Source organism: Paenibacillus alba (assembly GCF_013204855.1).
GTDB classification, from domain to species: Bacteria; Bacillota; Bacilli; order Paenibacillales; family NBRC-103111; genus Paenibacillus_E; species Paenibacillus_E alba.
Map to the genome: position 1 here is coordinate 57,150 of NZ_JABMKZ010000034.1, position 25,268 is coordinate 82,417.

The 25,268-nt window shown below is 44.9% G+C and carries 24 protein-coding genes and 1 pseudogene; 20 read left to right on the top strand and 5 right to left on the bottom strand.

Annotated elements, in window-relative coordinates:
- Both HQN90_RS29560 and HQN90_RS29565 read left to right on the top strand, forming a co-directional pair.
- Positions 1–726, top strand: a complete 726-nt coding sequence (locus tag HQN90_RS29560) for a ThuA domain-containing protein (RefSeq protein WP_173225857.1) — start codon at positions 1–3, stop codon at positions 724–726.
- A gap of 142 nt (positions 727–868) precedes the next feature.
- Positions 869–1,366 carry a DinB family protein gene (locus HQN90_RS29565; RefSeq protein WP_173225859.1) on the top strand — a complete coding sequence of 166 codons (498 nt, stop codon included), beginning with the start codon at positions 869–871 and terminating at the stop codon, positions 1,364–1,366.
- A gap of 93 nt (positions 1,367–1,459) precedes the next feature.
- Here the strand turns inward: HQN90_RS29565 and HQN90_RS29570 are convergent, their stop codons facing one another.
- Positions 1,460–2,122 carry a nitroreductase family protein gene (locus tag HQN90_RS29570; RefSeq protein WP_173225860.1) on the bottom strand — a complete coding sequence of 221 codons (663 nt, stop codon included), beginning with the start codon at positions 2,120–2,122 and terminating at the stop codon, positions 1,460–1,462.
- A gap of 215 nt (positions 2,123–2,337) precedes the next feature.
- Between HQN90_RS29570 and HQN90_RS29575 the strand changes: the two genes are divergently transcribed.
- Positions 2,338–2,724 carry a VOC family protein gene (locus HQN90_RS29575; protein ID WP_246362900.1) on the top strand — a complete coding sequence of 129 codons (387 nt, stop codon included), beginning with the start codon at positions 2,338–2,340 and terminating at the stop codon, positions 2,722–2,724.
- A gap of 567 nt (positions 2,725–3,291) precedes the next feature.
- Here the strand turns inward: HQN90_RS29575 and HQN90_RS29580 are convergent.
- Positions 3,292–4,440 carry an extracellular solute-binding protein gene (locus HQN90_RS29580; RefSeq protein WP_338042404.1) on the bottom strand — a complete coding sequence of 383 codons (1,149 nt, stop codon included), beginning with the start codon at positions 4,438–4,440 and terminating at the stop codon, positions 3,292–3,294.
- 36 nt (positions 4,441–4,476) lie between these two features.
- Positions 4,477–4,728 carry a hypothetical protein gene (locus tag HQN90_RS39045; RefSeq protein WP_246362901.1) on the bottom strand — a complete coding sequence of 84 codons (252 nt, stop codon included), beginning with the start codon at positions 4,726–4,728 and terminating at the stop codon, positions 4,477–4,479.
- A gap of 156 nt (positions 4,729–4,884) precedes the next feature.
- Here HQN90_RS39045 and HQN90_RS39050 point away from each other — a divergent pair.
- Positions 4,885–5,036, top strand: a pseudogene (locus HQN90_RS39050) (SDR family NAD(P)-dependent oxidoreductase); the annotation flags it as partial.
- A 52-nt stretch (positions 5,037–5,088) separates the two neighbouring features.
- On the opposite strand, the gene HQN90_RS29585 reads toward HQN90_RS39050, so the two are convergent.
- Positions 5,089–6,672: a DUF5050 domain-containing protein gene (locus HQN90_RS29585; RefSeq protein ID WP_173225864.1), complete on the bottom strand. Its 1,584-nt coding sequence runs from the start codon at positions 6,670–6,672 to the stop codon at positions 5,089–5,091.
- Positions 6,673–6,855: 183 nt separating this feature from the next.
- Here HQN90_RS29585 and HQN90_RS29590 point away from each other — a divergent pair, with 183 nt between their 5' ends.
- Both HQN90_RS29590 and HQN90_RS29595 read left to right on the top strand, forming a co-directional pair.
- Positions 6,856–7,440, top strand: a complete 585-nt coding sequence (locus tag HQN90_RS29590) for a hypothetical protein (protein ID WP_173225866.1) — start codon at positions 6,856–6,858, stop codon at positions 7,438–7,440.
- A gap of 21 nt (positions 7,441–7,461) precedes the next feature.
- Complete coding sequence (locus tag HQN90_RS29595) at positions 7,462–8,352, top strand: nucleotidyl transferase AbiEii/AbiGii toxin family protein (protein WP_173225868.1); 891 nt, start codon at positions 7,462–7,464, stop codon at positions 8,350–8,352.
- A 93-nt stretch (positions 8,353–8,445) separates the two neighbouring features.
- Here HQN90_RS29595 and HQN90_RS29600 read toward each other — a convergent pair whose 3' ends face one another.
- Positions 8,446–9,444 (bottom strand): LacI family DNA-binding transcriptional regulator, encoded by a 999-nt coding sequence (locus HQN90_RS29600; protein ID WP_173225870.1) that lies wholly within the window; start codon positions 9,442–9,444, stop codon positions 8,446–8,448.
- Between the two features lie 410 nt (positions 9,445–9,854).
- Between HQN90_RS29600 and HQN90_RS29605 the strand changes: the two genes are divergently transcribed.
- From HQN90_RS29605 to HQN90_RS29670, 14 genes are all read left to right on the top strand, one after another.
- Positions 9,855–11,117, top strand: a complete 1,263-nt coding sequence (locus HQN90_RS29605; RefSeq protein WP_173225872.1) for an ABC transporter substrate-binding protein — start codon at positions 9,855–9,857, stop codon at positions 11,115–11,117.
- 69 nt (positions 11,118–11,186) lie between these two features.
- Positions 11,187–12,080, top strand: coding sequence for a carbohydrate ABC transporter permease (locus tag HQN90_RS29610; RefSeq protein ID WP_173225874.1), 894 nt, complete (start codon positions 11,187–11,189; stop codon positions 12,078–12,080).
- A gap of 21 nt (positions 12,081–12,101) precedes the next feature.
- Entirely contained in the window at positions 12,102–12,974 is an 873-nt protein-coding gene (locus HQN90_RS39745; RefSeq protein WP_173225876.1) for an ABC transporter permease subunit, read from the top strand.
- Between the two features lie 56 nt (positions 12,975–13,030).
- Positions 13,031–15,631: a GH116 family glycosyl-hydrolase gene (locus tag HQN90_RS29620; RefSeq protein WP_173225878.1), complete on the top strand. Its 2,601-nt coding sequence runs from the start codon at positions 13,031–13,033 to the stop codon at positions 15,629–15,631.
- A 21-nt stretch (positions 15,632–15,652) separates the two neighbouring features.
- Entirely contained in the window at positions 15,653–16,486 is an 834-nt protein-coding gene (locus HQN90_RS29625; protein ID WP_173225880.1) for a nucleotidyltransferase domain-containing protein, read from the top strand.
- A gap of 187 nt (positions 16,487–16,673) precedes the next feature.
- Entirely contained in the window at positions 16,674–17,663 is a 990-nt protein-coding gene (locus HQN90_RS29630; RefSeq protein WP_246362902.1) for a polysaccharide deacetylase family protein, read from the top strand.
- Positions 17,664–17,747: 84 nt separating this feature from the next.
- On the top strand, positions 17,748–18,170 hold the full coding sequence (locus HQN90_RS29635; RefSeq protein ID WP_173225882.1) for a MarR family winged helix-turn-helix transcriptional regulator: 423 nt from the start codon (positions 17,748–17,750) through the stop codon (positions 18,168–18,170).
- Between the two features lie 54 nt (positions 18,171–18,224).
- Positions 18,225–19,055 (top strand): alpha/beta fold hydrolase, encoded by an 831-nt coding sequence (locus HQN90_RS29640; RefSeq protein ID WP_173225885.1) that lies wholly within the window; start codon positions 18,225–18,227, stop codon positions 19,053–19,055.
- A gap of 82 nt (positions 19,056–19,137) precedes the next feature.
- Positions 19,138–20,805 carry a hypothetical protein gene (locus HQN90_RS29645; protein ID WP_173225887.1) on the top strand — a complete coding sequence of 556 codons (1,668 nt, stop codon included), beginning with the start codon at positions 19,138–19,140 and terminating at the stop codon, positions 20,803–20,805.
- Positions 20,806–20,820: 15 nt separating this feature from the next.
- Entirely contained in the window at positions 20,821–21,267 is a 447-nt protein-coding gene (fosM, locus tag HQN90_RS29650) for a FosM family fosfomycin resistance protein (RefSeq protein WP_216855503.1), read from the top strand.
- Positions 21,268–21,437: 170 nt separating this feature from the next.
- The gene (locus HQN90_RS29655) at positions 21,438–21,773 is read left to right on the top strand and encodes a metalloregulator ArsR/SmtB family transcription factor (RefSeq protein WP_173225889.1); all 336 of its coding nucleotides are present in this window, start codon (positions 21,438–21,440) and stop codon (positions 21,771–21,773) included.
- On the top strand, positions 21,770–22,165 hold the full coding sequence (locus tag HQN90_RS29660; protein ID WP_173225891.1) for an SRPBCC family protein: 396 nt from the start codon (positions 21,770–21,772) through the stop codon (positions 22,163–22,165). The genes HQN90_RS29655 and HQN90_RS29660 overlap by 4 nt, the downstream gene beginning before the upstream one ends.
- A 181-nt stretch (positions 22,166–22,346) precedes the next feature.
- Complete coding sequence (locus HQN90_RS29665; protein ID WP_173225893.1) at positions 22,347–24,602, top strand: ATP-binding cassette domain-containing protein; 2,256 nt, start codon at positions 22,347–22,349, stop codon at positions 24,600–24,602.
- 38 nt (positions 24,603–24,640) lie between these two features.
- Positions 24,641–25,234: a YdeI/OmpD-associated family protein gene (locus HQN90_RS29670; protein WP_173225912.1), complete on the top strand. Its 594-nt coding sequence runs from the start codon at positions 24,641–24,643 to the stop codon at positions 25,232–25,234.
- Positions 25,235–25,268: the final 34 nt, after the last annotated feature.

Here is a 25,268-nt window from a genome sequence, read left to right on the forward strand (position 1 = left end):
ATGGAAGCAACAATTAATGTAACCGTATGGAATGAGTTTAGACACGAATTGAATTATGAGCCAGCAAAGAAAATATATCCGCAAGGCATTCATCGCGTCATTGGAGATTATTTGAGCAAAAAGCAATTAAACGTCACCACAGCAACCTTGGACGAACCGGAGCACGGGCTGACCGATGAAGTGTTAAATCGCACCGATGTGCTTGTCTGGTGGGGACATATCGCAGGCGATGAAGTGCGGGATGACATTGTTGAAAAAATACACGATCGTATCCTAGGTGGGATGGGACTAATCGTACTGCATTCAGCTTCCCAATCGAAAATATTTAAAAAGTTGATGGGCACCTCGTGCAATATCAAATGGCGGGAAGCGAACGAGAAGGAGCGCATCTGGATTCTCCAACCGAATCACCCTATCACCGAAGGAATTGGGGAGTATATCGAGCTAGCGGAAGAGGAAATGTACGGCGAGTTTTTTGATGTCCCGGCGCCGGATGAGCTCATTATGGTGAGCTGGTTCCAGGGCGGAGAAATTTTCCGCAGCGGTATGACTTATACGAGAGGAAAGGGGAAGATCTTTGTCTTTAGACCTGGACATGAAACCTCGCCAACGTACCATAATCAGGAAATCCTGAAGGTGATTTCGAATTCTGTCCACTGGGCCGCACCAGTGAAGGGTACGACAGTGCCAGTCTTCGGCAACGTCAAGCCGCTGGAGAAGCTATAACTCTGCAAATTATAACGAAACGGCAGAGATGCCGTTTTTTGTGTTTAGTGTTCAATAGCAATAGAAATTAGCAATCGAAAAGAAATGACATGAATTGCTGTATGGTATTATGGAATATATCCGGATAAAGAGGTGTGGTTAAATGAATGATACCCAGCTAATTGAGTCATACAAAAACGATTTGCAGCGTTATTCCTTGGATCAATTAAGGTATGTATCCGAGCTAGGTGTTTGGTCTTTAGGCCAAATGTATGATCATTTGATACTTGCTGCGCTCGATTACATTGACAAAGTGGAAATATGCGCTTCTTCTAATGAGGAGCAAATTCAAGGAAAAACGGAGGGCGGCGCGCAATTGTTCACGATCGGCGCATTTCCTCCGATCAAAATCAAATTGCCGGACGGCCCCGAAAATAATCCCAGTAATTCTGAAAGTAAAGACGACCTTTGGAGTGGACTCGATTTAGTACGAAAGAGAATGTCTGAATGGGAAGAGAAACTAGATACGATTAACCCAAATTATAAAGTCAAACATGACGGCTTTGGATGGCTTAACGCGCGCGAGTGGCTCGATTTGGTCAGTATGCATTTTCACCATCATCTGCGCCAAAAGGACGAACTGGTTCAAAAGCTTGTTTAAGAGAGAGAAGATCTTATCTGGGGTCATGCTTGCTGCAAATATAAAAGACCCCCAGATCCACGATAAAGTGGATATGAAGGTCTTTGCCTGTTCTTATTCTTGTGGAATTTCGTTAAAGAAGGTTACATCTTCAATGGGCAGCCTTGTTGTAGGACGACCAGGGGTAGCAGCCTTGCCGATGGCTATTAGCATAACCGGAGTGTAGCGATCTGAAATACCAAAAGCTTCTATGAACTTTCCTTTGTCGTAGCCGCCCATTGGGACTGTATCGTAACCTTTGGCACGAGCGATATTCATGAGCTGCATGGATACTAATCCACAATCGACATTGACGATTTGGCGAATGGCTTCAGGTGGCATGCTTGCGAACATGTTTGTATAGCGTTCGATGAAAGAACTGGCTGTTTGCTCAGGCATGAAACCTGCTTCGACTGCTTGGCCATAAATCTTCTCGGCCAATTTAATATTCTCCAAGTCCCCGAGTATGGCAATGATAGCCGAAGCCTCGACCACTTGTTGTTGGTTGAACGCAATTGGAAGCAGCTTTTGCTGAAGTTCGGGCGAGTCGATCACAAGAAAGCGCCACGGCTGCAAGTTAGCGGATGAAGGAGCCAATGTAGCTTCCTGCAATATTTCGGTCAATTCCTCCCGGGAAATCTTGACCGCTGGATCGTAGTTTCGGACGGAGCGGCGTTCTCGAATTACATCGGAAAAAAGTTGTTGTTCTAACAGCTGGGTTGGTTGCAAATCGGACATGGTTCTCTCTCCATTTCTTTATTTAAACTAACTTCATCTATACTATAAAGCATGACATTAGTGTTAATGTCAAGAAAAATTGAGTCAGTGATGCGAATAAATAACATAATCCTAATCAGTCATGTCCGATCCCCACGAGAATTCACAAAATATATTCCTAATATGGTATATTAAGTGTGTTGAATTAAAACCAAACAATGAGAGGATGTTTATTCTTGGCAAAACTTACACCTTATATTATCTCTGAGGACTCGAGAGCTCAAGCTGCGTTCTACACAAGCTCGCTCGGCGGAGAAGTTGTGTCCGTTATGACGCATGGCCAAATGGGAGATGAATCGGAAGCAAATAAGGACAAGGTCATGCACATGTGTATTGCTGTCGCGGGAGTTAACCTGTTTTTGAGCGATTTCGCTGGCCATACTCATGGGAATGGTCTGAGTTTGAATCTTGAATTCGCTTCGGAAGACGAGGGCCGCGATGCCTATACCAAGCTTTCGGATGGCGGTAATGTGCAATTCCCTTTCGGAGCGGCACCTTGGGGCGGTTTTTTCGGACAGTTCGTGGACAAGTTTGGTGTGTCCTGGATGATTACTGCTCCTTAGTCCAGGAATTCCCAGCATAGAAAAAACAACCTGATATCGACTTAAAGGCAGCCAGTAATTGGGGCTGTTTTTTTGCCATTATAGAAAGTCTTAATTTTTAGGAGAGGATTGTGGTGTTACCCTTTTCTAAAGGTGTGCAAATTTATGGAGAGGGAGCCCCACTTTTTGAGAAGGGATGAAGTGAGAAGTTGATTGCATTGGAATTATTCCAATGCAATCAAGTTTGAAGAGCTGGAAGGACGTTTTCACTGGATAAACTCCAATGCATAATCTAAAAAGCAGCCATTTTGAGAGTTAATGAATAATTTCATTGGATTATTTCCAGTGCAAGCTTCAGAGCTATAAGCCCTTTGACGGCTGATTTTATTGGACAAATTCCAATGAAGAAGAATATAAATCCGTTTCCATAACGTATTAGGATTAAAATTACCACCATAGAACCATTTTATGTTAACTAGCATCTGGGCTACAGCAGAGGATACAGATTAAGGACATCGATAAAGATGGGGAATTGCATGGAGAGGCTAACCCAAGGTTTGAAAAGAACCTTGGGTTAGCCTCTTCGCTTTATTTCTGCTTGGACTGAGCCTGTTTCTGGGCATCATCCGCTTGTTTCGCTTGCAGTAATTGTTCTTGTCCTTTATCTTGAATCGTCTTAAGTGCCTCATCAGCTGATTTCTTCCCATCGATGACGGCTTGAATTTCTTGATTGGCAAGCGTGCTGAATGGTTGATAGAAGCCAACTGGAATTTTCTCGTAACCTTTATAGCTCTTGTCAGGATTAGGTTTCAGGAGATAAAATGGCTCAAGATTATGGCCGTTTCTCTCTTTGGAGTATGCGGTGCGAGTCATCAGGCTGTTAGAAGACTTGGACATGACTCTAGCAAATTCGTCGCTGTTGATATATTTAATGAATTCCCAAGCCGCACGTGTATTCGCCGATTGGGCATTGATACCGAATACATTGGATACGGAAACCGTGTTAGAAAAGTCCGGGTTTTGCGGATCAACGGGAACCGTGACGATATCCCAATTGACAGGCTTCACATCTTTCAGACGGTCTTTAGCCTCTTGCAGAGTTTGCATCATATAGTTGCCGTCAATCGTCATTGCAACCTTGCCCATAGCGAACAAATTTTCTTTGAGATAATCCTCGTACATGCGCGGCGCATTAGAATCGTTGTTTTGATTTTTGGGCATGTACAACGCACCGGATTTCAGAGCGTCGACGGTAAGCTGAAGAGCTTTCTTCCAGGCATCTGTCTGGATCGTCAGCTTCATTTGCTCAGGATTGATGTAATCCAGACCCAGCGTCGTGCCGATGCTGCTCATATATTGATAGGCGACTCCTTCGCGCATGTAAGAAGTGGAAAATCCATAAATTCGCTGATCTCCCTGACCGTCGGTCGGGAATCGTTTGGCGAGATTAATGACATCTTCCCAGCTCATCTTATTTTTCGGAAGTTCTATGCCATACTGCTCGAAGAGATCCTTATTATAGAATAGAGCCTGGCTGTAGAAGTCTGGTGAAAGTCCATATAATTTGCCTTCTCCTTTGAGCTTAATCGTTTCCAGAGTAGCAGGAAGGATCTGCTCCACATCGAATTTATCCTGCTTAATGACATCGTCCAACGCATACAAGCGTCCTTTTTGTACGAACTTTTCAAGCTGGTCGGTGCCGTTAATAAGGACAATATCCGGTTTTTCTTCCTCAATGAGTTTCTCTAGCGCTTCTTGAGGATCTTGACCAGATCAATAAATGCCTTGATTCGAGATAACCTCTACGTCAATATTCGGATTTTTGGCCATGAAAAGATTACCGTACTGTTGATAAAAGGAATTCTTGTCATAATACATCACTTTAATCGTTGCTTTCTCGTCTTTCCCCAGCTTCTTAAGCGATCCGGCTTCTCTTGAAGTACCATCAGCCTCCACTGAAAAATTACACCCTGTCAGCGAAGCCGTTACCGCAATGGCAGCAAGTGTACACATCCAACGTTTCATTTGATTCCCTCCATAGTGTTTCTATTACCAAATATAGTAATAATTCTTTCACTATCATACACATATCGGGATGATAATACAAATTATTCCATATTTAGTAGAGTGAAAGAGTGTTCTGTCGAATGCGGTCGAGTCATCTAGACACATTAACGGGCATTAACAATAGGATCAATCCTCCCAGGACCAACACTCTCTGAAAATGTGCATCAAATAATTGACTAGCTGCCTTTGTCTGTAGTCCTTATGCGTCTGCATGTAAAGGTTCTCCAATCCGTATAGATGGGGGAATGGTACCGACTATTTTATGATAAGGGAAAAAAGGGCTGCCATTCGGCAGCCCTTTTAGCAGTCACTTTTCGTTCAACGGATGAATGTGACTGAAGAATCTCGGGCGGATTTAAGTAAAATCCCCTCGTCTGATGTGAGTACGCGCGCGATCGGATCGGCCACTTTCAGCAGCAAATGACCTGAACCGTCCAACAGTACGACGCCGTAGTCATCGTTTTCGCCAAACCGGCATACAAGCCGATCGTTCAACACTTGCACACTGGCGACCGGTGTTGTCCATACGAGCGGGTCATCGCCGTTCGGATCAGCCTGATACAGCTCGAATCGATTCGTGTCCTTCTTGGTTGAATAAAATACGTTGCCATCGATACTGTCAAACCATGACACAGCATGGTCGGACAGTTTCATTTCACGAGTCCCGTCTAGCGCGGACGAATATAACGCATTGTCCTCATCTTTTACATAGTATAACTTGTTATCGATAACCCGGAACCAGCTGACGTTCGAGTTGACGATTTTATCACTTTTATTTGTTTTTAGGTTGATTTTGTAAATCTTATTTGCGTCTGAGTTACTGCTTGAAGCAAGAACGTACACATCATCTCCGATGACGGAGAGTAAAGAAGAAGCGTCACGTGAGACTCCTACCGAGGTGCCGCTGTAAGTAACAGCGTACATCAGATGCGGGTCGCCTATACGCTTGGGGTTTGTCTCTTCCTGAGCCGATTGCGCCAAATATAAGTTGCCTCCTTCGAACGCTGAAGCACCCAGAGTGACGATTAATGTTCCGAACTGCGTATCCCGGAAATCGAGATACCCTTGATGCACCACCTCCGCTTTCCCGTCATCAGCGATTTTCACGAACTCGTCGTGACCCATAATACCTCCGCCAAGGTGATAGGTAATCCACAGCGATTTATCACGGATTTGAAAGGATAATTGCTTTTGCAGCCCTTCTGAGGTTTTGATGTTATAGGAATAAATCTCTTTCTTGTTGGAGGGTTGCTGTACGGGAGCCCGATATACATGGTTCGTTGTGTCCGTCGACTCGACGTAATAATAATTTTCCTTGAACAGCGCGACATCGTTCTCGCCGGCATAAGCAGGGAGGCCAACCGTTTGCACCTGTGGGTTATGAGACGTAATGCTAAGGCCTTTGGTATCGTCCCACTGGTAATCCCATCCGAACTCGTTGTGCGCAAATCCCCATGTTAATGGAAAATACGTCACATCCCGGAAGCTTAGCAACGGGTATTCTTCTTTGGAATTGTCGATCTTCTTCCCGTTGATCGTGACGACCGATGCGGGAACCTCCGCGGCGTAGGCGGCAGCGTTGCGACTCTCGGACTTGTATGGCATATACGAGGAGGTCACACGGCTCTCCTTAATATTCAAGCCTTCGCTCGTCGACCAATTCGCTTCCAAACCGAGCAGTCTAGTATCGTACCACGTCATCGGAAAATAGGTAATATCGTGATAAACCAATAAAGGGTATTTGCGGTACTGATTTTCCACCGTGTGACCGTTAAGGTTCACCGCAAAATCCGGCAGCGTTACCCTCACGCTCACATCTGCGGCTCGACTATGTCCCGCAGGCGCCAACAAGCTCATGCCTAGTGAAAAAACGACCGTATATCCAGCCCATTTTTTACTCATCGTCGTGTCATCTCCTCTCCGTTGATTTATACGCCGGAACATGGTAAAAAGTTACAGCTTACTTTTGCTAGATCGTGATTTGAGACTATCATGGATCTAATGCCTTTTTTCAAGTAAGATTGTGGTAAAATATTGCTGATAACATCGATCAGATAGCCTAAAGAAATACTTGGGAGTGAGGCAATGGAATTTGAAATCCACATTACGTTCAATGATTTAAAGCTTAACGAAAAGGATGCTTTTATAGCTATTTGTCAATCGGAACGATTGAAACCTGTTATGATCGTCTTGGATCATGGAAATTACATCAATCAACCAATGATTACAGGAGTTATCCAAAGTGCAGATTTTGATGAAGCTAATAAAGAAATTGAAAAGTTTGCAGATAAGTTTCAAAATAATGGATTTACAGTCGTCAGAAAAAAAGTAGAGATTTCTCCAAAGGAAGAAAAGTATTTTCACCAACCCATCATCAAGAGTTCTAAACCGTATTTTGAATGGCATGGGAAAGTACAGGTTGATGATGTTGCTATGTTAAAAAATTTATGTGAGGGTCATGGCGGACATATTTCAAGAAACTCTTTAAATGTGAATGGGAAAGTGAGATTTATAACCGTCAGAGAATATGAAAGTGCGCAACAGTTTTACGATCGAGTAGAAAAGATACATACCATTTTGAACGTAAATAAGATAGAGCTATTGAAAGAACAATATGAATTATGTATCTATGACAGTAGGGAAGAATTGGACAGCGGGTGGATTTCATAATTTTATTGACGGGGGACACACATGAGTGGAATGAATAAGGTTAAAGATTTGAATGATGAGGTAAGAGAGCTCGTTGTATTAGAAGCGCTTTTGAGAAGAGTATCTCTTGTGAACATGCCATTTGTATTAAAAGGCAGCGTGCTAACGAGACAATTTATGGACAACCGAGAACTTCGGTCCGTGGAAGATATAGACTTTTTATATGCGGGAAAGATCAAAGACGTTGAACAGGCGCGTGAAACATTTACAAATTGGATGATTCAAGTGACCGAACTGGACCTAAACGACGGAATACTATTTAGAAGTTTTCGAGACAATGCATTTTGGCGATATATCGACTATGCAATGGCAGATGATTTTCCGACGGTAAATACGGATATTGCCTATTATTTCGAAGGTGAGCAGGGGGAAGCGCGTCAGTATCACGAGTTTTGTCTGGATGTGTCCTTTAATTTAGAGCTGGAAATAGAACCCGTTTCACTGAAATATCAACCTGTATTTGCTGATAGCTTCCTTGTTCCGCTCACCGTGCCGCTTTCGATCCAGGTTGCTTGGAAACTGCATCAAACGATTGTGAGACCTAGGTTCAAAGATCTTTATGATTTAATATATTTATTATCACATCCAACTTACGACCAGCATGCGCTTAAGGAAACCTTACAGGCTCTCGTAAACGAATGCAATATAGATCGAGCTATTACAAACGCGGATATAAAAAAGATACTAGTCGACGATTTGTATGATCTCTATCCTTTATTATCCCAAGATTATGATTTGAAAAAGTATGCTGGCAGCATGAATCTTGACATATATTTTATGCAACTTGCGACTGATTTACGTAAAAAAATGGATTCATCCGGGTTAAATGAATATGCATTTGAAAATTTACCAACGCCAACACAAAATGCTTAACTAATCTGAACCTTGAGTGGCATAGTGCCGTTCAAGGTTTTTTCTAACAGAAGACCAAACAAGATTGGATTGATAGGCTCATCCTGAAAGCTTTTATCTCATAGAAGTAACGGAGTGTCCTTCAACAACGTGATGAGCGATCAGAGTTTCGCTTGGGATGTCTTGATTGTTAATCTTATTAATCAATAAATCTGCCAGCCTTGTGCCTATTTCATTCACATTATAATCAACTGTTGTTATTGCCGGATTAATGTACTTCAGCACATCGATGTTATCAAAACCCATGAGGCCGATTTGCTCAGGAACTTTGATTTTACGATCATTCAACCATTTCAGCACTTCAAGGGCATATACGTCACTAGAACATAAAATTGCACATGTAGAGTCCGTTGTATCCATCAAGGTTTCTAATTCGGCTAAATAGTTTTTCTGGGCGATAATGTCAAACCGCATATCACGGGTTGCTTCGCAAGCTTCAATAAAACCATTATAACGTTGTTCGGGAACATGAATATTTTCTTTTCCTTTCCTCATCAGAGGAGGACTTATGTAGATTAGACGGCGGTATCCTTGTTGGATTAGAAAGGAGACAGAGTCCTGGATGGCTTGCTTATCATCGATCCAGATGTAGGGAAAAGGGCCGTTAAGGCGATTTCCGAATGTCACAATAGGCGTTCGAGAGCGAAGCAGGAGAGATTCGAACTTTTTGTTGAAATTTGCCGGGAGCAGCGCGATGCCATCAACTCTACGGTCTAATAAATTATTGATATACTCCAATTCGAGCTCTTTATCGCGATGAGATAAGACCAGATATACGATATAGCCCCGTTTGCGGGCTTCAGCTTCGAAAGCATGAAAGAGTTGGGAGAAAATGCGATTATGAATATCGAAAAGTACGATGCCCAAGGTTTTCGTATGGCCTTTAACGAGGCTTTGTGCCAAAAAATGAGGGCGATAGCCGAGTTCCTCAGCAACGCGTAGTATCTTCTCGCGCGTTTCCGGATGAATACCCGGGCGATTGTTTAAAGCTCTATCCACCGTTCCCCGTGTAACGCCACAGAGTTCCGCGATTTGCTTGCTGGTTATATTCATAAGAGTTGTGGCCTCCTGACCAAGGAATCATTTGGTCTAATCCTAGCGTAACTGAAGGGCAAGGTCAATACTTCGTGCTCGTGAACGTTATAGAAAATGGGATGTAGGAAAGCTAAATAATATTTTAAATAAAGCGTTTACAAATTTGAAGCCATTTGATAAGATGGACTCGTTCACGTGCACGATCAATGTTGTGGAGCTCCAATAATACCACAGTGATGTAAGAATAGTGTCTGGGGGACGCCTCTGACCACTAAATGGTTTTCCACGCTATTTTTTTTATTAAGTTCCGTTCACGTGCACGAACCTACAAGCGACCATGAACAACAGCGAAGACAGACATCTGGCCACACCGGAAGAGACTATTTTCGGGAGTGTGGAATCACAATCTGTTAAGGATGGTGTTGACAATGAGAAAGGTCTGGGTCTTTCTAATCATTTTTTCACTTGGATGGTCGTTAGTCGCATGCAGCTCAGAGGCGGGGTCCTCCAAGTCTAACCAAGCGGAGCTTACCTTAGTTTGGAGCAAGAATGAAGCATCCGATGAGCAGTTAACTACGATTTTGGCAGAGTTTAATAAGCTTAACCCGGATATTAAAGTAAAGCGAGTTGAAGTGGTCAACACTAGTTGGGCCGATTATTTCAATAAAATTCAAACGATGATCGCTGGCGGGAATTCGCCTGATGTGATTCGGGTCGCCATCGAAGGTATTCAGATGTTTGCTAAGCAAGATCTGCTTCTCCCGCTAGATTCCTATATGAAAGCTGATCCAGCGGCCATGGACAATTATAATGATCTGCATCCTAAGCTCCAGTCGCCATTTGTCATCGACAATAAAACGTACGGTTTTGTATGGGACTGGAATAACGTTGTGATGCATTTCAATACCGATCTCCTCAAACAAGCTGGATTGTCCACGCCAAATAAGAACTGGACGAAGGATGATTTCCTCCAGTATGCGCAGAAGTTAACTACGGAGAAGGACGGCAAAAAGACGTTTGGCTTTGCCATTCCGAACTACTACTTTGGGGCGTCAGCATGGTTGTTTAATAATAACGCAAGTATACTTAACGACGATATGACCACAAGTAAACTGGATGATCCTAATGCCATCGAGATGATGCAATTTTTTCAAGATTTAATCTATAAGTACAAAGTCGCACCAATTCCAAGTCCCAAAGATGATGCAACACAGATGTTGATGAATGGTCAGGTAGCCATGATGTCGGCTGGGAAATGGCCGTTTGGCACGTATGAAAAAAATAAATTTACGAACATAGACGTGCAGTTTTTACCAACGTTCAAGACCAATAAAGTTATTTTTGGTTCAGGTGCATTCCCGGTACTGAAATCGACCAAATATCCGGAAGCGGCCTACAAGCTTTCAGCCTTTCTTGGCGGTGTGTACTCGCAAAAGACAACACTTTCGAATACATCCATCCCAACGCGTATCTCTGTCATGAATGAAGTATTGCCTAAGACACCGGCCCAGAATTGGAAGGTATATGCGGAGAGTGCCGAGATAGCCAAAGCCGTTGAAGCCCCAATGCAATATGGTGAAATTCAAGGTGTATTCGATCGACACGTGTCGGAGATTCTCTCTAACCAATCCGATGCGGCGACGGCAATGAAGAAGGCCAAACAAGAAATCGATGCCATCCTGAAAAAATGACGCTGAATCAGTGTGCCAAGGGCGATCATAGTGATCGCCCGGCACCCCTATTCATAGGAGGGAGCAAGCATGTTAGTGAACCGTACGCGGTCCAACATGATTATTGGGTTGTTATTTTTGGCCCCAGCGTTACTGTTTTTCATTCTTTTTATTGGCGAACCAGTCGTCGCAACGCTCTATCTTAGTTTTACGAAATACAATGTTCTAACACCTTCTCAATGGACCGGTCTCGCCAATGTGAAGCATCTCTTCAACGATAGTCGGCTGTGGTTGACCTATGGAAACACACTCAAATATATCGCTATTTTAACGCCGATGCACGCGATTCTCGGACTGCTAATTGCGCTTGCAGTGAACAGAAATATTTCTAAAGGGTGGAAATATATGTACCGGACGATCTTTTATTTTCCGGTACTCGCGACATCAGCAGCGGTAGCCGTCGCATGGCAATTCATCTTTAACACGGATTTCGGTATTTTGAATTACTTTCTTGGCAAGTTCGGTATCGATCCCATTCCTTGGATGCAATCTCCCAATTGGGTTTACTTGGCTGTCGCTATTTATAGTTTCTGGAAATTTATCGGCAATGCTTTCCTGTATTATTTGATTGGGCTGCAAAGCATTCCGGAATCGCTCTATGAAGCGGCCGAAATCGACGGCGCCAGCAGCATTCAACGATTTTTCGCCATCACTTTACCGATGTTATCACCGACTATTTTCTTTGTTCTTGTTACCACGCTTATTGGTGCGATGCAAATTTTTGATGAACCGTATCTTATTACCTCTGGAGGGCCTGGAGATGCATCCCGATCGGTGAATATGTATATCTATGAGGTTGCGTTCCAGCATCATGATATGGGATATGCCTCCATGTTATCGCTCAGTTTGTTCCTTCTCATACTGTGCGTAACGATTATTCAATTCTCGTTCAGTCACAAATGGGTGAATTATGATCGCGACTAAGAGAGAGAGGAGTTGATGATTGTGGAGGTATCGTACCAACAGATGTTAGGGGCAGCCAAAAGAACAAGGAAACGGATCGGTCTGGGGCGAATAGTTCTGGACGGCGGCTTACTGATTCTGTCCTTTCTCATGCTAGTTCCATTCTTGTGGATAATCGCCACTTCGCTTAGGCTGCCCAAAGATTCCTTCTCACTGCCGCCTTCGATCTTCCCGACTGCTTGGCATATTAGCAACTACGCAGAGGTGTTCGCGAAGGTACCGTTTGTCGATTTTATCTCCAACAGCTTGAAAATTTGCGTAATTATTGTGATCGGGCATATTTTTATCTCGAGTATGGCAGCTTTTGCCTTCTCACGAATTGCTTTTCCCGGTCGAAATGTGCTCTTTCTTATCTTTCTCTCTGGTCTTATGATTCCAGGGCAAGTAACGATCATCCCTCAGTTTATCATGATGTCGAAGCTAGGATTGATTGACTCCCATTTAGCGCTCATCCTGCCTGGTCTTATTAACCCGTTCGGCATATTCATGATTCGGCAGACCATGATGTCGATATCGTTCTCTTTCGATGAAGCCGCATATATGGACGGTGCTAGTCGGCTATGGGTATTTCTTAAAATCATACTTCCCATGTCATTCCCTGCGGTAGTCGTTACATCGGTCATCAGCTTTATCGCGCATTGGAATGACTTTTTCAGACCGCTTATTTTCTTGAATTCGTTCGAAAAAATGACGCTGCCGATTGGGATGACAGCTTTAACGGGCGCGTTTGGGACCGGAAATTTATCAGCCATCTTGGCGGGAGTTACCTTATCGCTTATCGTTCCGCTGCTTTTTTACATTTTCGGTCAGAAATATTTGTTGGATGGCATGACGGCGGGTGGTCTTAAAGTGTAGAAGAGAACAGAAATCAGGCAAGCTATATCGTGGCTTAAAATAAGGAGGCATATTCCATGGCACATGAAAACAAATTTACATATACAGGTGCAAAAACAGGCGAAATTTCCTTTCCGCTTGGGGGCATTGGAACAGGCAGTATTGGTCTAGCGGGCAATGGCAGGCTTATCGATTGGGAAATATTCAACCGGCCGAACAAACTGAGTTTTAATGGATTCTCGTTTTTCGCGGTAAAGGCTGAACATAACGGCGAGGTTAAATTAACAAAGGTGCTCCATGGGGACATGAAAGCGCCATATACGGGTGAAGGAAAAGGGAAATATGAAGGATACGGCTATGGACCTAGGAGAGAAAATATGGCCGGTTTTCCTCACTTCGCGAATACGTCGTTCAAAGGCCAGTTTCCGTTCGCAGAAATGACCTTCGATGATGTGGAGGACCCCATAAGCATCAAAATGACCTCATTTAATCCTTTCATTCCGCTGAACGATCGAGACTCGTCGATTCCTTGTGCGATTTTCGAATATGAAGTAAGCAATCGTTCACTAGATGAGCTAGACATCTGCGTAGTTGGCTGCATCACGAATCCATTTCATAAGGGAGCCTATAACGAAGCCATCGAAGTTCACAAGCGTCATGCGATTCACATGTCCTCAATGCACTATCAAGATACGGAAGCCGAATTTGGCAATTTGACGTTAATGACAGACCATGAGGATGTGAGCTACCAATCGTATTGGTACCGCGGGGGATGGTTCGACAATTTGACCGTGTTTTGGAAGGATTTTCGCAGGCCAGGCCGCTTTCAAGAAAGAAAATATGAGGGACCTCGCGAGCTCGATCCTCAGAGAATGCACGAAAAGCATCAAGATGTTAGCCTGCTTAGCACCCATCGCCCGGTAGCTCCTGGGGAAAAGGCGACGTTTCGATTCGTGTTAACTTGGCACATCCCCAACTGCGTTAACTTCTGGAATCCAGGCAAGCTTGATGGAAGAGAACAATTTCCTACTTGGAAAAATTATTACGCGACACTGTTCCGCGATTCCACGGATACAGCGAACTATGTTCTGGACCACTATGATCGGTTGTATGCGGATACTCGGTTGTTCCAAGAGACGCTGTTCCGTTCAACACTTCCCGATGAGGTGCTTGATGCCGTTAGCAGCAACATTTCAATATTGAAATCATCTACCGTGCTGCGGTTGACCGATGGAACCCTCTATGGATTTGAAGGCGTTCACACGAACGAAGGCTCTTGCGAAGGTTCATGCACGCACGTATGGAACTACGAACAGGCTACGGCGTTCTTGTTCCCTGCGCTAGCACGGTCAATGAGAAATATCGATTATAAATATGCCCAATTTGAGAATGGCAAAATGGCATTTCGCCTCATGCTTCCAGCCGAGCGAACGACGCTTGATAACGATTTTAGAGCGGCTGTCGATGGTCAAATGGGAGGGATCATCAAAACCTATCGGGAATGGAAAGTATCCGGTGATACAGAATGGCTGGTCTCGATTTGGCCGCAGGTTAAGAAATCGCTCGAATATGCTTGGGAACCGACGAATGAGGACCAGTGGGATGCCGATAAGGATGGTGTCATGGAAGGTCGTCAGCATCATACGCTGGATATGGAACTATTCGGTCCGAACTCTTGGTTGACATCTATGTACTTGACCGCACTCAAAGCTGCAGCAAGCATGGCAGGTGCATTAGGTGAACAGGATAAAGCAGCAGAATACGAAGCAATCTGGCTGCGAGGGTCCACTTGGGCAAATGAACATTTATTCAATGGCCAGTACTTTCATCAAGTGGTTAATATCCAGGATAAGTCTATCCTCGAAAAATTCGGTGCCGAAGATGTGTATTGGAACGAGGAATCAGGTGAGCATAAATACCAAATCGGAGAAGGCTGCGGCATCGATCAAGTACTCGGTCAATGGTTCGCCCACCTTGCGGGATTAGGTTATGTTCTTGAGCCTGAGAAGGTGAAACGGGCGCTTCAGTCGGTGTATGAACATAATTACATCGAGAATTTACGTGATTATCCGAATGCATGCCGTATCTATGGTTTAAATGAAGAGGCGGGGCTCATGATCTGTACATGGCCGAAGGATAACAGTCCTATCGTTCCGGTTCCTTATGCGGATGAGTGCATGAATGGATTTGAATATCAGGCGGCCTCGCATATGATCTACGAGGGACTTGTCGAGGAAGGACTTGCCGTCGTGAAGTCCATACGTGATCGCTATGATGGAGAGCGCCGTAATCCATGGAATGAATTTGAATGCGGAAGCAACTATGTACGATCGATGGCTTCATATGGGCTGCTTCTTGCGCTAAGTGGTTTTGAATATGATATGGTACAAGGACATATCGGCTTCAGTCCCAAATGGCAAGAAACAGATTTCCGCTGCTTCTGGAGCTTGCACGAGGGATGGGGCGAGATTCGCGTAAATCACGAGCAAATTGAACTCGAAGTGCTGAGAGGCCAACTCAAGCTGGCTAGCTTTGGATGTGATTTACTAGCAGGGCGAACCGTCAGCAACATCACGATTGGTGGAAGAAACGTTAGCTTTGCTTTAACTGATGGAAGATTGATATTAAATGAGCGAGTCGTTCTTGAACCACAATCTGTGCTTCTTATACAGTATTAAGTCGCCTGGAGGTGATATCTATTGGCTGCGAATGATGTGATTGCAACAGCTGTTGAGCAACTACGCCATATTCCTGGCGTAAAGGCGATTGTTTTAGGCGGATCAAGGGCACGTGGAACGGAAACCGCGGAGTCTGACATTGATTTAGGCCTATATTATCAGCCAGATCAGCCTATTGATATGCATGCGCTTGATCTCATAGCAACGTCACTTGATGATGAGCGGCGCAAGGGTCTGATTACGCCAACGGGCGAATGGGGACCATGGATCAATGGTGGGGGTTGGCTAAAGTCGGGAGGCCTGCCACTCGATATTCTTTATCGCGATGTGGCGCGAGTAACTAGCGTAATTGACGATTGCTCGCGAGGCCGCCTAGACATTCATTATCAGCCGGGGCATCCGCATGGATTTTGCACGTCCATCTATATGGGAGAAGTGGCTTCTTGTAAGCTGCTTTGGGATCCTGATGGACTTGTCCTGGCCATGAAGCAACGCACGGATCCTTATCCTGCTGCATTGCGGCAAGCGACGATCTCCAAGTTCATGTGGGAAGCGGATTTCTCGCTTGCAAACGCCAAAAAAGCATGGAGTCGTAGCGACGTTTCCTATGCGGCTGGTCATCTTTTTCGGACTGTAAGCTGCTTGGTTCAAGTGCTTTTCGCATGCAATGGCGTCTATCTACTCAATGAAAAAGGTGCCGTAGCTCAATGTGGTCAGTTTTCTGCTGCCCCAGCCAATTTTGAGCAGCGCGTGCGGGAAGGTTTTGCTTGTTTGTCGGCTGAACAGGCGGGCATGACTGAAGCGGTTCGCATCTTTGAATCGCTAGTTCGCGAGACAGAAGCATTTGCTTCTTAGTTCGGAGCTGAATGAGGGAAGATGCCGTTTAGGCAGAAAAAGGTCGGTAACCTACATAGTGAGTAGGTTATCGACCTTTTTCATTTCGATTAGGTTAGAGCGGTAGCGGAATATTCTGGCATGAATTCGGATAGAAATAGAGTAATAGGTTGTCCATTATTCTATGAAACGGATGGTGCTGGTATTCATGACTACTTCGAATTGGCGGCTCACTCTGATCATTGGAGGAATGCTGATTGCTACTGTTTCTATATGGTTCCTAGCATCACAGTCCTTTCGGCCAACGCAGATAACGGCGGATTCGAGAGAAGCCCCTCTGATACAAGGTCCAATTCCCGAATTTAAGGAACAGCACCTGCCTGTTCTACCCATAGAGGTACCGAACGATGAGGTTACTAAACAACAAGAGCTGCCAAATCTAATGACACCGCTGGCCGCTGAAGCAATAGCAACTTTTACTCCTACAGCAACACCGATTGCCACAGTGAAGGACTCCGTCTATAAAACGGCATCTATAACCGCACAAATAAGCATTCCTGTCCTGAATTATCATAGTGTAACAGTCCAGCCTGGCAATACCGCTGCCATTACTCCGGCAAAATTGGAGGAGCAAATGCAGTACTTAGCCGATCAGGGATATAAGACGTTAACGTTGAAAGAATTCATCGATATTTGGGAAGGTGGGGAGAAACCCACCGCCAAAGTTATACTCTTAACCTTTGACGATGGGTACAAAGACAATTATACAGCCGCGTTGCCGATTCTCGCTAAACACAATTTTCGTGCAACGCTGTTTGTCTCACCGGGTATGGTTGAAGATGGCTATTTTCTGAATTGGGATGAAATCAAAGAAATGCACAAGGGTGGGTGGGACATCCAGCCACATGGAATGACTCATCCGAATCTTACAAAGTTGAACTCAGAGAAGCAAACCTTTGAAATAACGGAAGCAAGGCGTCAAATTGAGGAAGAACTTGGGATTACCGCAGACGTGTACTGTTACCCATTTGGGGAGCGAAATCAGACCACCTTACACATATTAAAAGAGCATGGGTTTCGCTATGCGTTTACGATCGAGCAAGGTATGGCTAAACCTGACCAGAATCCGCTCTTAATTCGCCGATTGTTCGTTAATGGAGAAGCAGGATTGAGCAGCTTTAAGTCTCTTTTGAAATAAAAAGCAGTTCCTGACAGCCATCCCGCCGCGGCAAGCATACCAATTACAGTTGACATTGGTTTGACGTCAAACTATAATGCGATTATGGAAACTAGAGATGCAATATCATTAATCTCCAAAATTAGAGAGAAAGTTAATCGGTTCATTGTAGCAGAGATGGTGAAGCACGGGATAGACGGTATTGGTACTTCGCATGGTGATATCATCTATGCACTATTTGAGAAGCCTAGGCTTACTATGGCGGACATTTCAAAAAGGATTAATAAGGATAAATCTACGGTCACAGCACTAGTTGACAAGTTGGTCCGGCTTGGATATGTGACAAAGGAAAGGGACAGAGATGATACGAGAGTTGTTTATGTTGCGTTGACTAGTAAGGGGAGTGAATTGGAAACGATCTTTGAATCCATATCTAAAGAAATGTTAGATGTGTTTTATTTAAATATTTCTGATAAAGAAAAAGAAGATTTGCTGAATGTTTTAAAAAAGATTTATCAAAACTTTTAAATTTTTTTAAATAAATAGTTTTACATCAAACTAAATGACAAGGATGAGATTATCATGAGAGATTTTACGAAAGAATTGCCTGATCATACGGAGAAATACATTGGAGAAAACGATTTATTTCTAGAGATATTCGAGGGTGAGAACCTCCAGGTAGCAACTAACAATAGGCCTCCTTTGCTTTTTGTACATGGTGCTTTCACAGGAAGCTGGATGTGGAGCAAATACATTCCTCATTTTATCAGTGAAGGGTGGAAATGCTATGTCATGAACTTGAGAAGCCACTACAAAAGCAGGCTGCTGGATATGACGAAGATAACTTTCGAGGATTATTTGGAGGATATCAAAGAGATTATCGCGGAGTGTGGTGTTCCGCCAATTCTTATCGGATTCAGCATGGGTGGGATCTTGAGCCAGAAGTTGGCTGAAAACATCGAGATCGCCGGGTTGGTGTTGATCGATTCGGTCATCAGCAGAGAAGTTCATGAAGTAGTACCCTATAAGGAATTAGACCAGACGACACCTGGCATCATTTTGCCTGCCCCAACCCGTGACGAGCTTTCAAGCATAGATGAAACGAAAGATGACATTGAATTTCAAAGAAAGTATCTGGCCATGGAGTCATCGAAGGCATTTGCATCTTTTGTCTTTTCAATCAAAGCAAAAGGGATATCCATAGACAGCAGCTCGATTTCTTGCCCGTGCTTGGTTGTCAAAGCTGTAAACTGTAATGATGACGACCTTCGGGGTAGAGTGACAGCGGAGCACCTCCGTGCTGAATACAAAGGGCTTTGGAACACGACGCATACCGGCGTACTCGTAGGGCAGAGGTATATGGAATCAGTAGATACAATTATGGATTGGTTAAAAAGATTTTTGTGCCATTGAGTTCATGGCGCAAGTCGATATGGAAAAATCAAGGAACTTTTGAATGCAACCTCCGTCTAATAAAGTGGGAAGGAGTGAGCGAATGAATAAGAAAAGGATATCCGGTTTATTGGGATGGGCTGTGGCTGCAGCAAGTTTAATCATAGCCTCTGGCGCTATTGCAGCTTCGTCCGAGTCATCCAACTCACAGGTCATTACAATCGTCAAGGACGCCCCGTTTTATGCCCATATGTCCGAAGATGCGGCAACAGGTGTTTTAAGCAGTTTTCAAACGCTTAAGGTCAAAGAAACTATAGGTGACGGTATGAACGTTTGGTACAAAGTGGATACATGGTTGGGCGAGCAGTGGATTCCAAGAAAATCGGGTTTGGTAGTACTCGGAGAGATTGAATCCATGGACTACAAGGTACATACGCTGAGAACGGAGAGGATTCATGATGCGCCATACTCCGAAGAGCAGCAAATCTTGACTCTTCCCCCCCAAGAGGTGCACATTACAGGGCGTTATGATAGCTGGTACCGAATCAATACGGCAGACGGGGTGCCGATGTGGCTATATTCTCCTTTGCTCTTGGAAGAGATCCGGGAAGAGCCTGCCGACTTCGATATGCTGCTGACCCGTGAGGAACAGCTGTACGAAATTCCATATCTAACAAAAGCGCCAATTATTCTCGCTCCACAAACCGTTCATGTCCTCACCAAATGGGACACCGGAAATGAAGGACACCGTTTTCGGGAAATCGTTTGGTACAAGATTCAAACGGATCAAGGGCCCCGCTGGGTGCTGCCGAACGGCGAAAAAGCCGGCATCAAGCCGGTACAGGAGTCCATTACGCTACCTACTGGGGGCTATGGCTCATCCGCACCTGAATTGAATGATCGTTCCATCTGGTTCGAACCGGGGAAGAAACTGGAAGCTTCAGCTCGCTGGGCGGATTGGTTTCAAATAAAGACGGATTCTACCGGAATGGTTTGGGTCAATCCGAGTTTGTCGCTTCATAAGCGGCCTCTTGGAACCGTAGCCTCTAGTGAAATTCTATACTTGACCAAGGACTCGGCCGCTTATACATATCCAAGCCCTGATGCTATTGCACATCCCAAAGGTTACTATGCCCCGCAGGAGGTGAAAAGCATCGCAAAATGGTCTGGTGACGGCATTCTGGACTGGTATTTATTCCGCGGATTCGATGGCGATCTGTGGATTCCAAAGCCGCGGAACGACACGGACAGGTCGTTAGTCGGAAGCTGGAGAGTATACAATTTGGATCAATGGAGAGAGACTAGAGGATTCAAAGGAATACCTTTTGCACTCACTTTGATGAAAAATTCTCAGCGGCACGGCTTCTACCAGGACGAAGGCATTCCATTCACGCTGCGCGCCCAAAATCTTTCAAATCAATCGTTGACCGTAACTCCTACGCCAGAATTCGAATTGCAAATTTTTAAGCTTAGTAGTGAACCGGAAGAAGCTTTGAAGCATCTGGAGCAGCAAGAGCTTGTATGGACCAGAAAGCTGCCTCCGTTCGCAGCGACAGTTCTCGAAAATTTGAGCTCGCAATCGATTTTCATCGAATGGGATCAGAAAGGTACTGAAGGGAAACTATCAGCCGCTGGTGAGTATGCCATGCGAATCGTTCCGGTTGCCATTCATTTTGAGATGGGTGGGGGAGAGACAAGGACCGTAACAAATGATGACATCCAGAAGATTATCGGTGACCCCGTAGTTTTTGCTATTTTGCCAAACGAATGATGCTTTACTGAAATGATGCTATTGGGTTGGGGTGATAGGGTGAATATAACAGGTTTGAATCATTTTTTGTTTTCGGTTTCTAATTTAGACAATTCAATTGCGTTTTATGAAGGCGTTTTTGGTGCAAAGCTGTTAGTGAAGGGGAGAAGCACTGCCTATTTTGATTTAAATGGGATGTGGCTTGCCATAAATGTAGAAAAAGAAATTCCTCGCAATGAAATAAACCTCTCATACACCCATATCGCTTTTTCAATTGAAGAAGCAAGCTTTGTTGACATGTATGAGAAACTAAAGAAATTGAATGTAAATATCCTTTCAGGTCGTCCTAGAGATGAAAAAGATAAAAAATCTATTTATTTTACAGACCCAGATGGTCATAAGTTTGAATTTCATACAGGTTCATTGCAAGACAGATTAGCTTATTATAAGCAGGAAAAAAAACATATGGAGTTTTTTAATTAAAATGTTGTTGACACGACACCAAATGGTGGCCTATTATTAAATAGACACTAAATGGTGTCGTATTAGGAATTCTCGCCTCGTGGGCGCTCCGTCCGGAAAGAGCCGCATACTTTAAGCAGGTGGTGAAATTAACGGATGTCCCTTGGTAATAATACGTAGGAGAGGGTGTTGTGAGCGAAAACGAAAACAACCAGTTGCGGGATGTGTTTGATGCAGTTGCAGATCCAACTAGGCGCCAACTGATTCGTATATTAGCAGAGGCAGCGGAGCTACCGCTTCATGAGTTAACGGCACAGTTTCAAATGGGCCGTACCGCTGTATCCAAGCATTTGACAATTCTTAAAGAAGCTGGACTGATACTTGACCGAAAAGTCGGCAGAGAAACGCGATTTAGGCTAAACGCTGCTCCACTTAGAGAAATTCAAGATTGGGCGGCTTTCTACAGCAAGTTCTGGACTACGAATATGTTGCGCTTGAACCAACTATTAGAGGAGGAAGAAGAATGAGTTTAACATTATCCTTGGATTTTCAGTACACGACATCCATCGAAAAGCTTTGGTCCGCATTAACCGATTCAAGCAAGCTTGCCAAGTGGGTTATGGAAAATGATTTTAAACCCGTCGTAGGACACCGTTTTCAGTTTCGCACTCAACCGACCGAATGGTGGAATGGTATAATTGACGGCGAAGTGCTTATCGTGGACCCGCCAAATGAGTTGTCCTATACGATGGTCAGCGGCGATAAGCTAACGGCCACTTGGACTTTGCAGGATTTAGGCGATGGAAAGGTTAACCTTCATCTCGAACAAACCGGATTCTCAAATACGCAAGGACTTGAAGGCGCTAGGTATGGCGTGAGTAAATGGTGCAGCGAGCTTGAAAAGTTGTTGGAACAATAATTGTTTTCCCAAATGTTAAATGACTCGAATTATATAAACCGGCTGCATGTAGTTTGCAGCCGGTTTATGTCTTGTCGTTTCGGGAACAGCTGAAAGTTGGGGATGCCGACTTTATATGAACGATGAATGGTACAATGTGAATATAAAAGTTGAAATTAACATAATCGGAAGGATGTTAAGCATGAGCGAATCGAATCAGGAGTATATCGTGATCTCGGGTGCGAGGGAAAACAATCTTAAGAACGTATCCTTGCGCATTCCCAAGCGGAAGATCACGATCTTCACCGGGGTATCCGGGTCCGGCAAGTCATCGATCGTCTTCGATACGATTGCCGCAGAATCCACGCGATTGCTGAATGAGAATTTCAGCTTATTCGTGCGCAATTTCCTGCCACGTTATCCGCAGCCGGATACGGATGCTATCGAGAACCTGAGCATGGCTGTGATTGTAGATCAGAAGCGGCTGGGCGGTGGTTCCCATTCCACGATGGGCACGATTACCGATATTTCTCCCATACTCCGGCTTCTCTTCTCCCGAGTGGGCCAGCCCTATGTTGGACAAGCGAACATGTTCTCGTTCAACGATCCGCAAGGCATGTGTCCCGAGTGCAACGGGATCGGTCGCAGACTGTCCGTCGACATGAGCAAGGCGGTGGATACTTCAATGTCGTTGAATGAAGGGGCAATCATGCTGCCGGGCTATACGGTGAACAGCATGGATTGGTCGATGCTCGTGCAATCGGGGTTCTTCGATCCTGACAAGAAACTGAATGAGTATTCAGATGATGAGCTGGAGCAGCTGCTGTACGGCAAGGCGAGGAAAGTAGAGATGCAGTTCGCTGGTAAAGCAGTAAATATAACCGTAGAAGGCATCATCGAGAAGTTCACCAACAAGTACATCAAGCAGGACGTGAAAACCAAGTCCGAGCGTACGCAACAAGCTGTTGCGCCTTACATCTGCGAGGGTCCCTGCTCCAGTTGCCGCGGCGCGCGACTCAGTCAGGCTGCGCTGGGCTGCAGGATCAATGGACTTAACATTGCGGAGCTATCTTCTATGGAGGTCGGGCAGCTCATCCGCGTCATTCGGGAGATTGACGACGCGATCGCCGCGCCGGTCGTCAAGTCCCTCACGGAGCGGCTGCAGCATCTGGTGGATATCGGACTTGATTACTTGACGCTGGATCGTGAGACGGATACCTTATCCGGTGGTGAGTCGCAGCGCGTCAAGATGGTGAAACACCTGAGCGGCAGTCTGGTCGATGTCACTTACATCTTTGACGAGCCCAGCGTTGGCTTGCACCCCCGTGATGTACACCGGTTAAATGGATTGCTTCAGAAGCTGCGCGACAAGGGCAATACCGTGATTGTCGTCGAGCATGATCCCGATGTGATCAAGTTGGCAGATCATATCGTCGACGTCGGGCCTCACGCCGGCAGCCGCGGCGGTACCATCGTGTATGAAGGAAGCTTCGAAGGCCTGCTGGAGGCAGGTACACTGACAGGCACTTATATGAAGCGGCCGCTCCGGCTGAAGCACGATTGCAGGCAGCCATCCGGCAAGCTGTCCATCAAGGATGCCAAACTGCATAATCTTCAGAACGTGAGTGTAGATATTCCAACCGCAGTGCTGACCGTAGTTACGGGTGTCGCTGGCTCGGGCAAGAGTACGCTGATTAACGAAATATTCCTCAGCCAGCATTCGGATGCGATCGTCATCGACCAATCCGCGGTAGGAGTGTCAACACGCTCGAATCCCGCAACCTACACGGGTATTATGGATGAAGTGCGCAAGGCATTTGCTTCTGCGAACAAGGTCAATCAGGGCTTGTTCAGCTTCAACTCCAAGGGGGCATGCGAGAACTGCCAAGGGCTGGGTGTTGTGTATACAGACCTTGCATTCCTCGACAGTGTGAAGCTGCCATGCGAAGTATGCGGAGGTAAACGGTTTAAGGAAGAGGTACTCGCCTACAAGCTGAACGGCAAGTCAATAGCAGAAGTGTTAGAGATGACTGTGGAGCAGGCATTGAATTTTTTTGAGCTAAAAGAGGTTGTGCGCAAGCTCCAGGCGATGAGTGATGTGGGGTTGAACTATATTACACTTGGCCAACCGCTTAGCACGCTCTCTGGCGGGGAATGCCAGCGCATTAAGCTGGCAAGCGAGCTGCATAAGAAAGGCAGCATCTACGTGATGGACGAGCCGACGACCGGCCTGCACATGTCCGATATCGGTCACCTTCTGGAGATCATGAACCGACTCGTGGATGCCGGCAATACAGTGATTATCATTGAGCATAACCTCGAAGTAATCAGCCAAGCGGATTGGATCATCGATATGGGACCAGATGGAGGCAGCAAGGGCGGCCAAGTAGTGTTCGAGGGCACACCTCAGCAGATCATCCAAGCGGAACAGTCGATTACGGGAAGATACTTGATATAATTATATGAAATCAGTGATAAGAAGAGGGGGGTTCCATGATGACTAATAGTAAATTAAATCCTAAAGTTGATGGATTTTTAAATAAGGCTAAAAACTGGAAGGAAGAGTATGAGAAGTTGAGAAAAATCGTTCTTGACTGTGAGCTGACCGAAGATTTTAAGTGGATGCATCCTTGTTACACGTTTCAGAATAAAAACATTGTTTTAATCCATGGATTTAAAGAATACTGTGCGCTGCTGTTTCACAAAGGTGCCTTGTTAAAGGATACTCATGGTATCCTAATCCAACAAACGGAGAACGTACAGGCGGCACGCCAGATTCGGTTCACGGATGTTCGAGAAATAGATGCAATGGAGACGATCTTGAAAGACTATATTCATGAAGCCATTGAAGTGGAAAAAGCCGGCTTGGAAGTGAATTTTAAAAAGAATACAGAATTCATAATTGCCGAAGAATTTCAAAATAAATTGGATGAAATCCCTGCCTTGAAAACTGCTTTTGAAGCATTGACACCCGGACGGCAAAGAGCGTACCTTCTTCATTTTTCTGAACCCAAACAATCCAAAACGCGAGAGTCGAGGGTTGAAAAATACATGCAGCAAATTCTGAGTGGGAAGGGATTAAATGATTAGGGGTGGATGTAAATCTAAGCAAGCCAAACCCATA

Coding starts and splice junctions, on each gene's coding strand:
- HQN90_RS29560 (WP_173225857.1), top strand. CDS start 1: ATGGAAGCAACAATTAATGTAACCGTATGGAATGAGTTTAGACACGAA.
- HQN90_RS29565 (WP_173225859.1), top strand. CDS start 869: ATGAATGATACCCAGCTAATTGAGTCATACAAAAACGATTTGCAGCGT.
- HQN90_RS29570 (WP_173225860.1), bottom strand. CDS start 2,122: ATGTCCGATTTGCAACCAACCCAGCTGTTAGAACAACAACTTTTTTCC.
- HQN90_RS39045 (WP_246362901.1), bottom strand. CDS start 4,728: ATGAAACGTTGGATGTGTACACTTGCTGCCATTGCGGTAACGGCTTCG.
- HQN90_RS29585 (WP_173225864.1), bottom strand. CDS start 6,672: ATGAGTAAAAAATGGGCTGGATATACGGTCGTTTTTTCACTAGGCATG.
- HQN90_RS29590 (WP_173225866.1), top strand. CDS start 6,856: ATGGAATTTGAAATCCACATTACGTTCAATGATTTAAAGCTTAACGAA.
- HQN90_RS29595 (WP_173225868.1), top strand. CDS start 7,462: ATGAGTGGAATGAATAAGGTTAAAGATTTGAATGATGAGGTAAGAGAG.
- HQN90_RS29600 (WP_173225870.1), bottom strand. CDS start 9,444: ATGAATATAACCAGCAAGCAAATCGCGGAACTCTGTGGCGTTACACGG.
- HQN90_RS29605 (WP_173225872.1), top strand. CDS start 9,855: ATGAGAAAGGTCTGGGTCTTTCTAATCATTTTTTCACTTGGATGGTCG.
- HQN90_RS29610 (WP_173225874.1), top strand. CDS start 11,187: ATGTTAGTGAACCGTACGCGGTCCAACATGATTATTGGGTTGTTATTT.
- HQN90_RS29620 (WP_173225878.1), top strand. CDS start 13,031: ATGGCACATGAAAACAAATTTACATATACAGGTGCAAAAACAGGCGAA.
- HQN90_RS29630 (WP_246362902.1), top strand. CDS start 16,674: ATGACTACTTCGAATTGGCGGCTCACTCTGATCATTGGAGGAATGCTG.
- HQN90_RS29635 (WP_173225882.1), top strand. CDS start 17,748: ATGGAAACTAGAGATGCAATATCATTAATCTCCAAAATTAGAGAGAAA.
- HQN90_RS29640 (WP_173225885.1), top strand. CDS start 18,225: ATGAGAGATTTTACGAAAGAATTGCCTGATCATACGGAGAAATACATT.
- HQN90_RS29645 (WP_173225887.1), top strand. CDS start 19,138: ATGAATAAGAAAAGGATATCCGGTTTATTGGGATGGGCTGTGGCTGCA.
- fosM (WP_216855503.1), top strand. CDS start 20,821: ATGCTATTGGGTTGGGGTGATAGGGTGAATATAACAGGTTTGAATCAT.
- HQN90_RS29660 (WP_173225891.1), top strand. CDS start 21,770: ATGAGTTTAACATTATCCTTGGATTTTCAGTACACGACATCCATCGAA.
- HQN90_RS29665 (WP_173225893.1), top strand. CDS start 22,347: ATGAGCGAATCGAATCAGGAGTATATCGTGATCTCGGGTGCGAGGGAA.
- HQN90_RS29670 (WP_173225912.1), top strand. CDS start 24,641: ATGACTAATAGTAAATTAAATCCTAAAGTTGATGGATTTTTAAATAAG.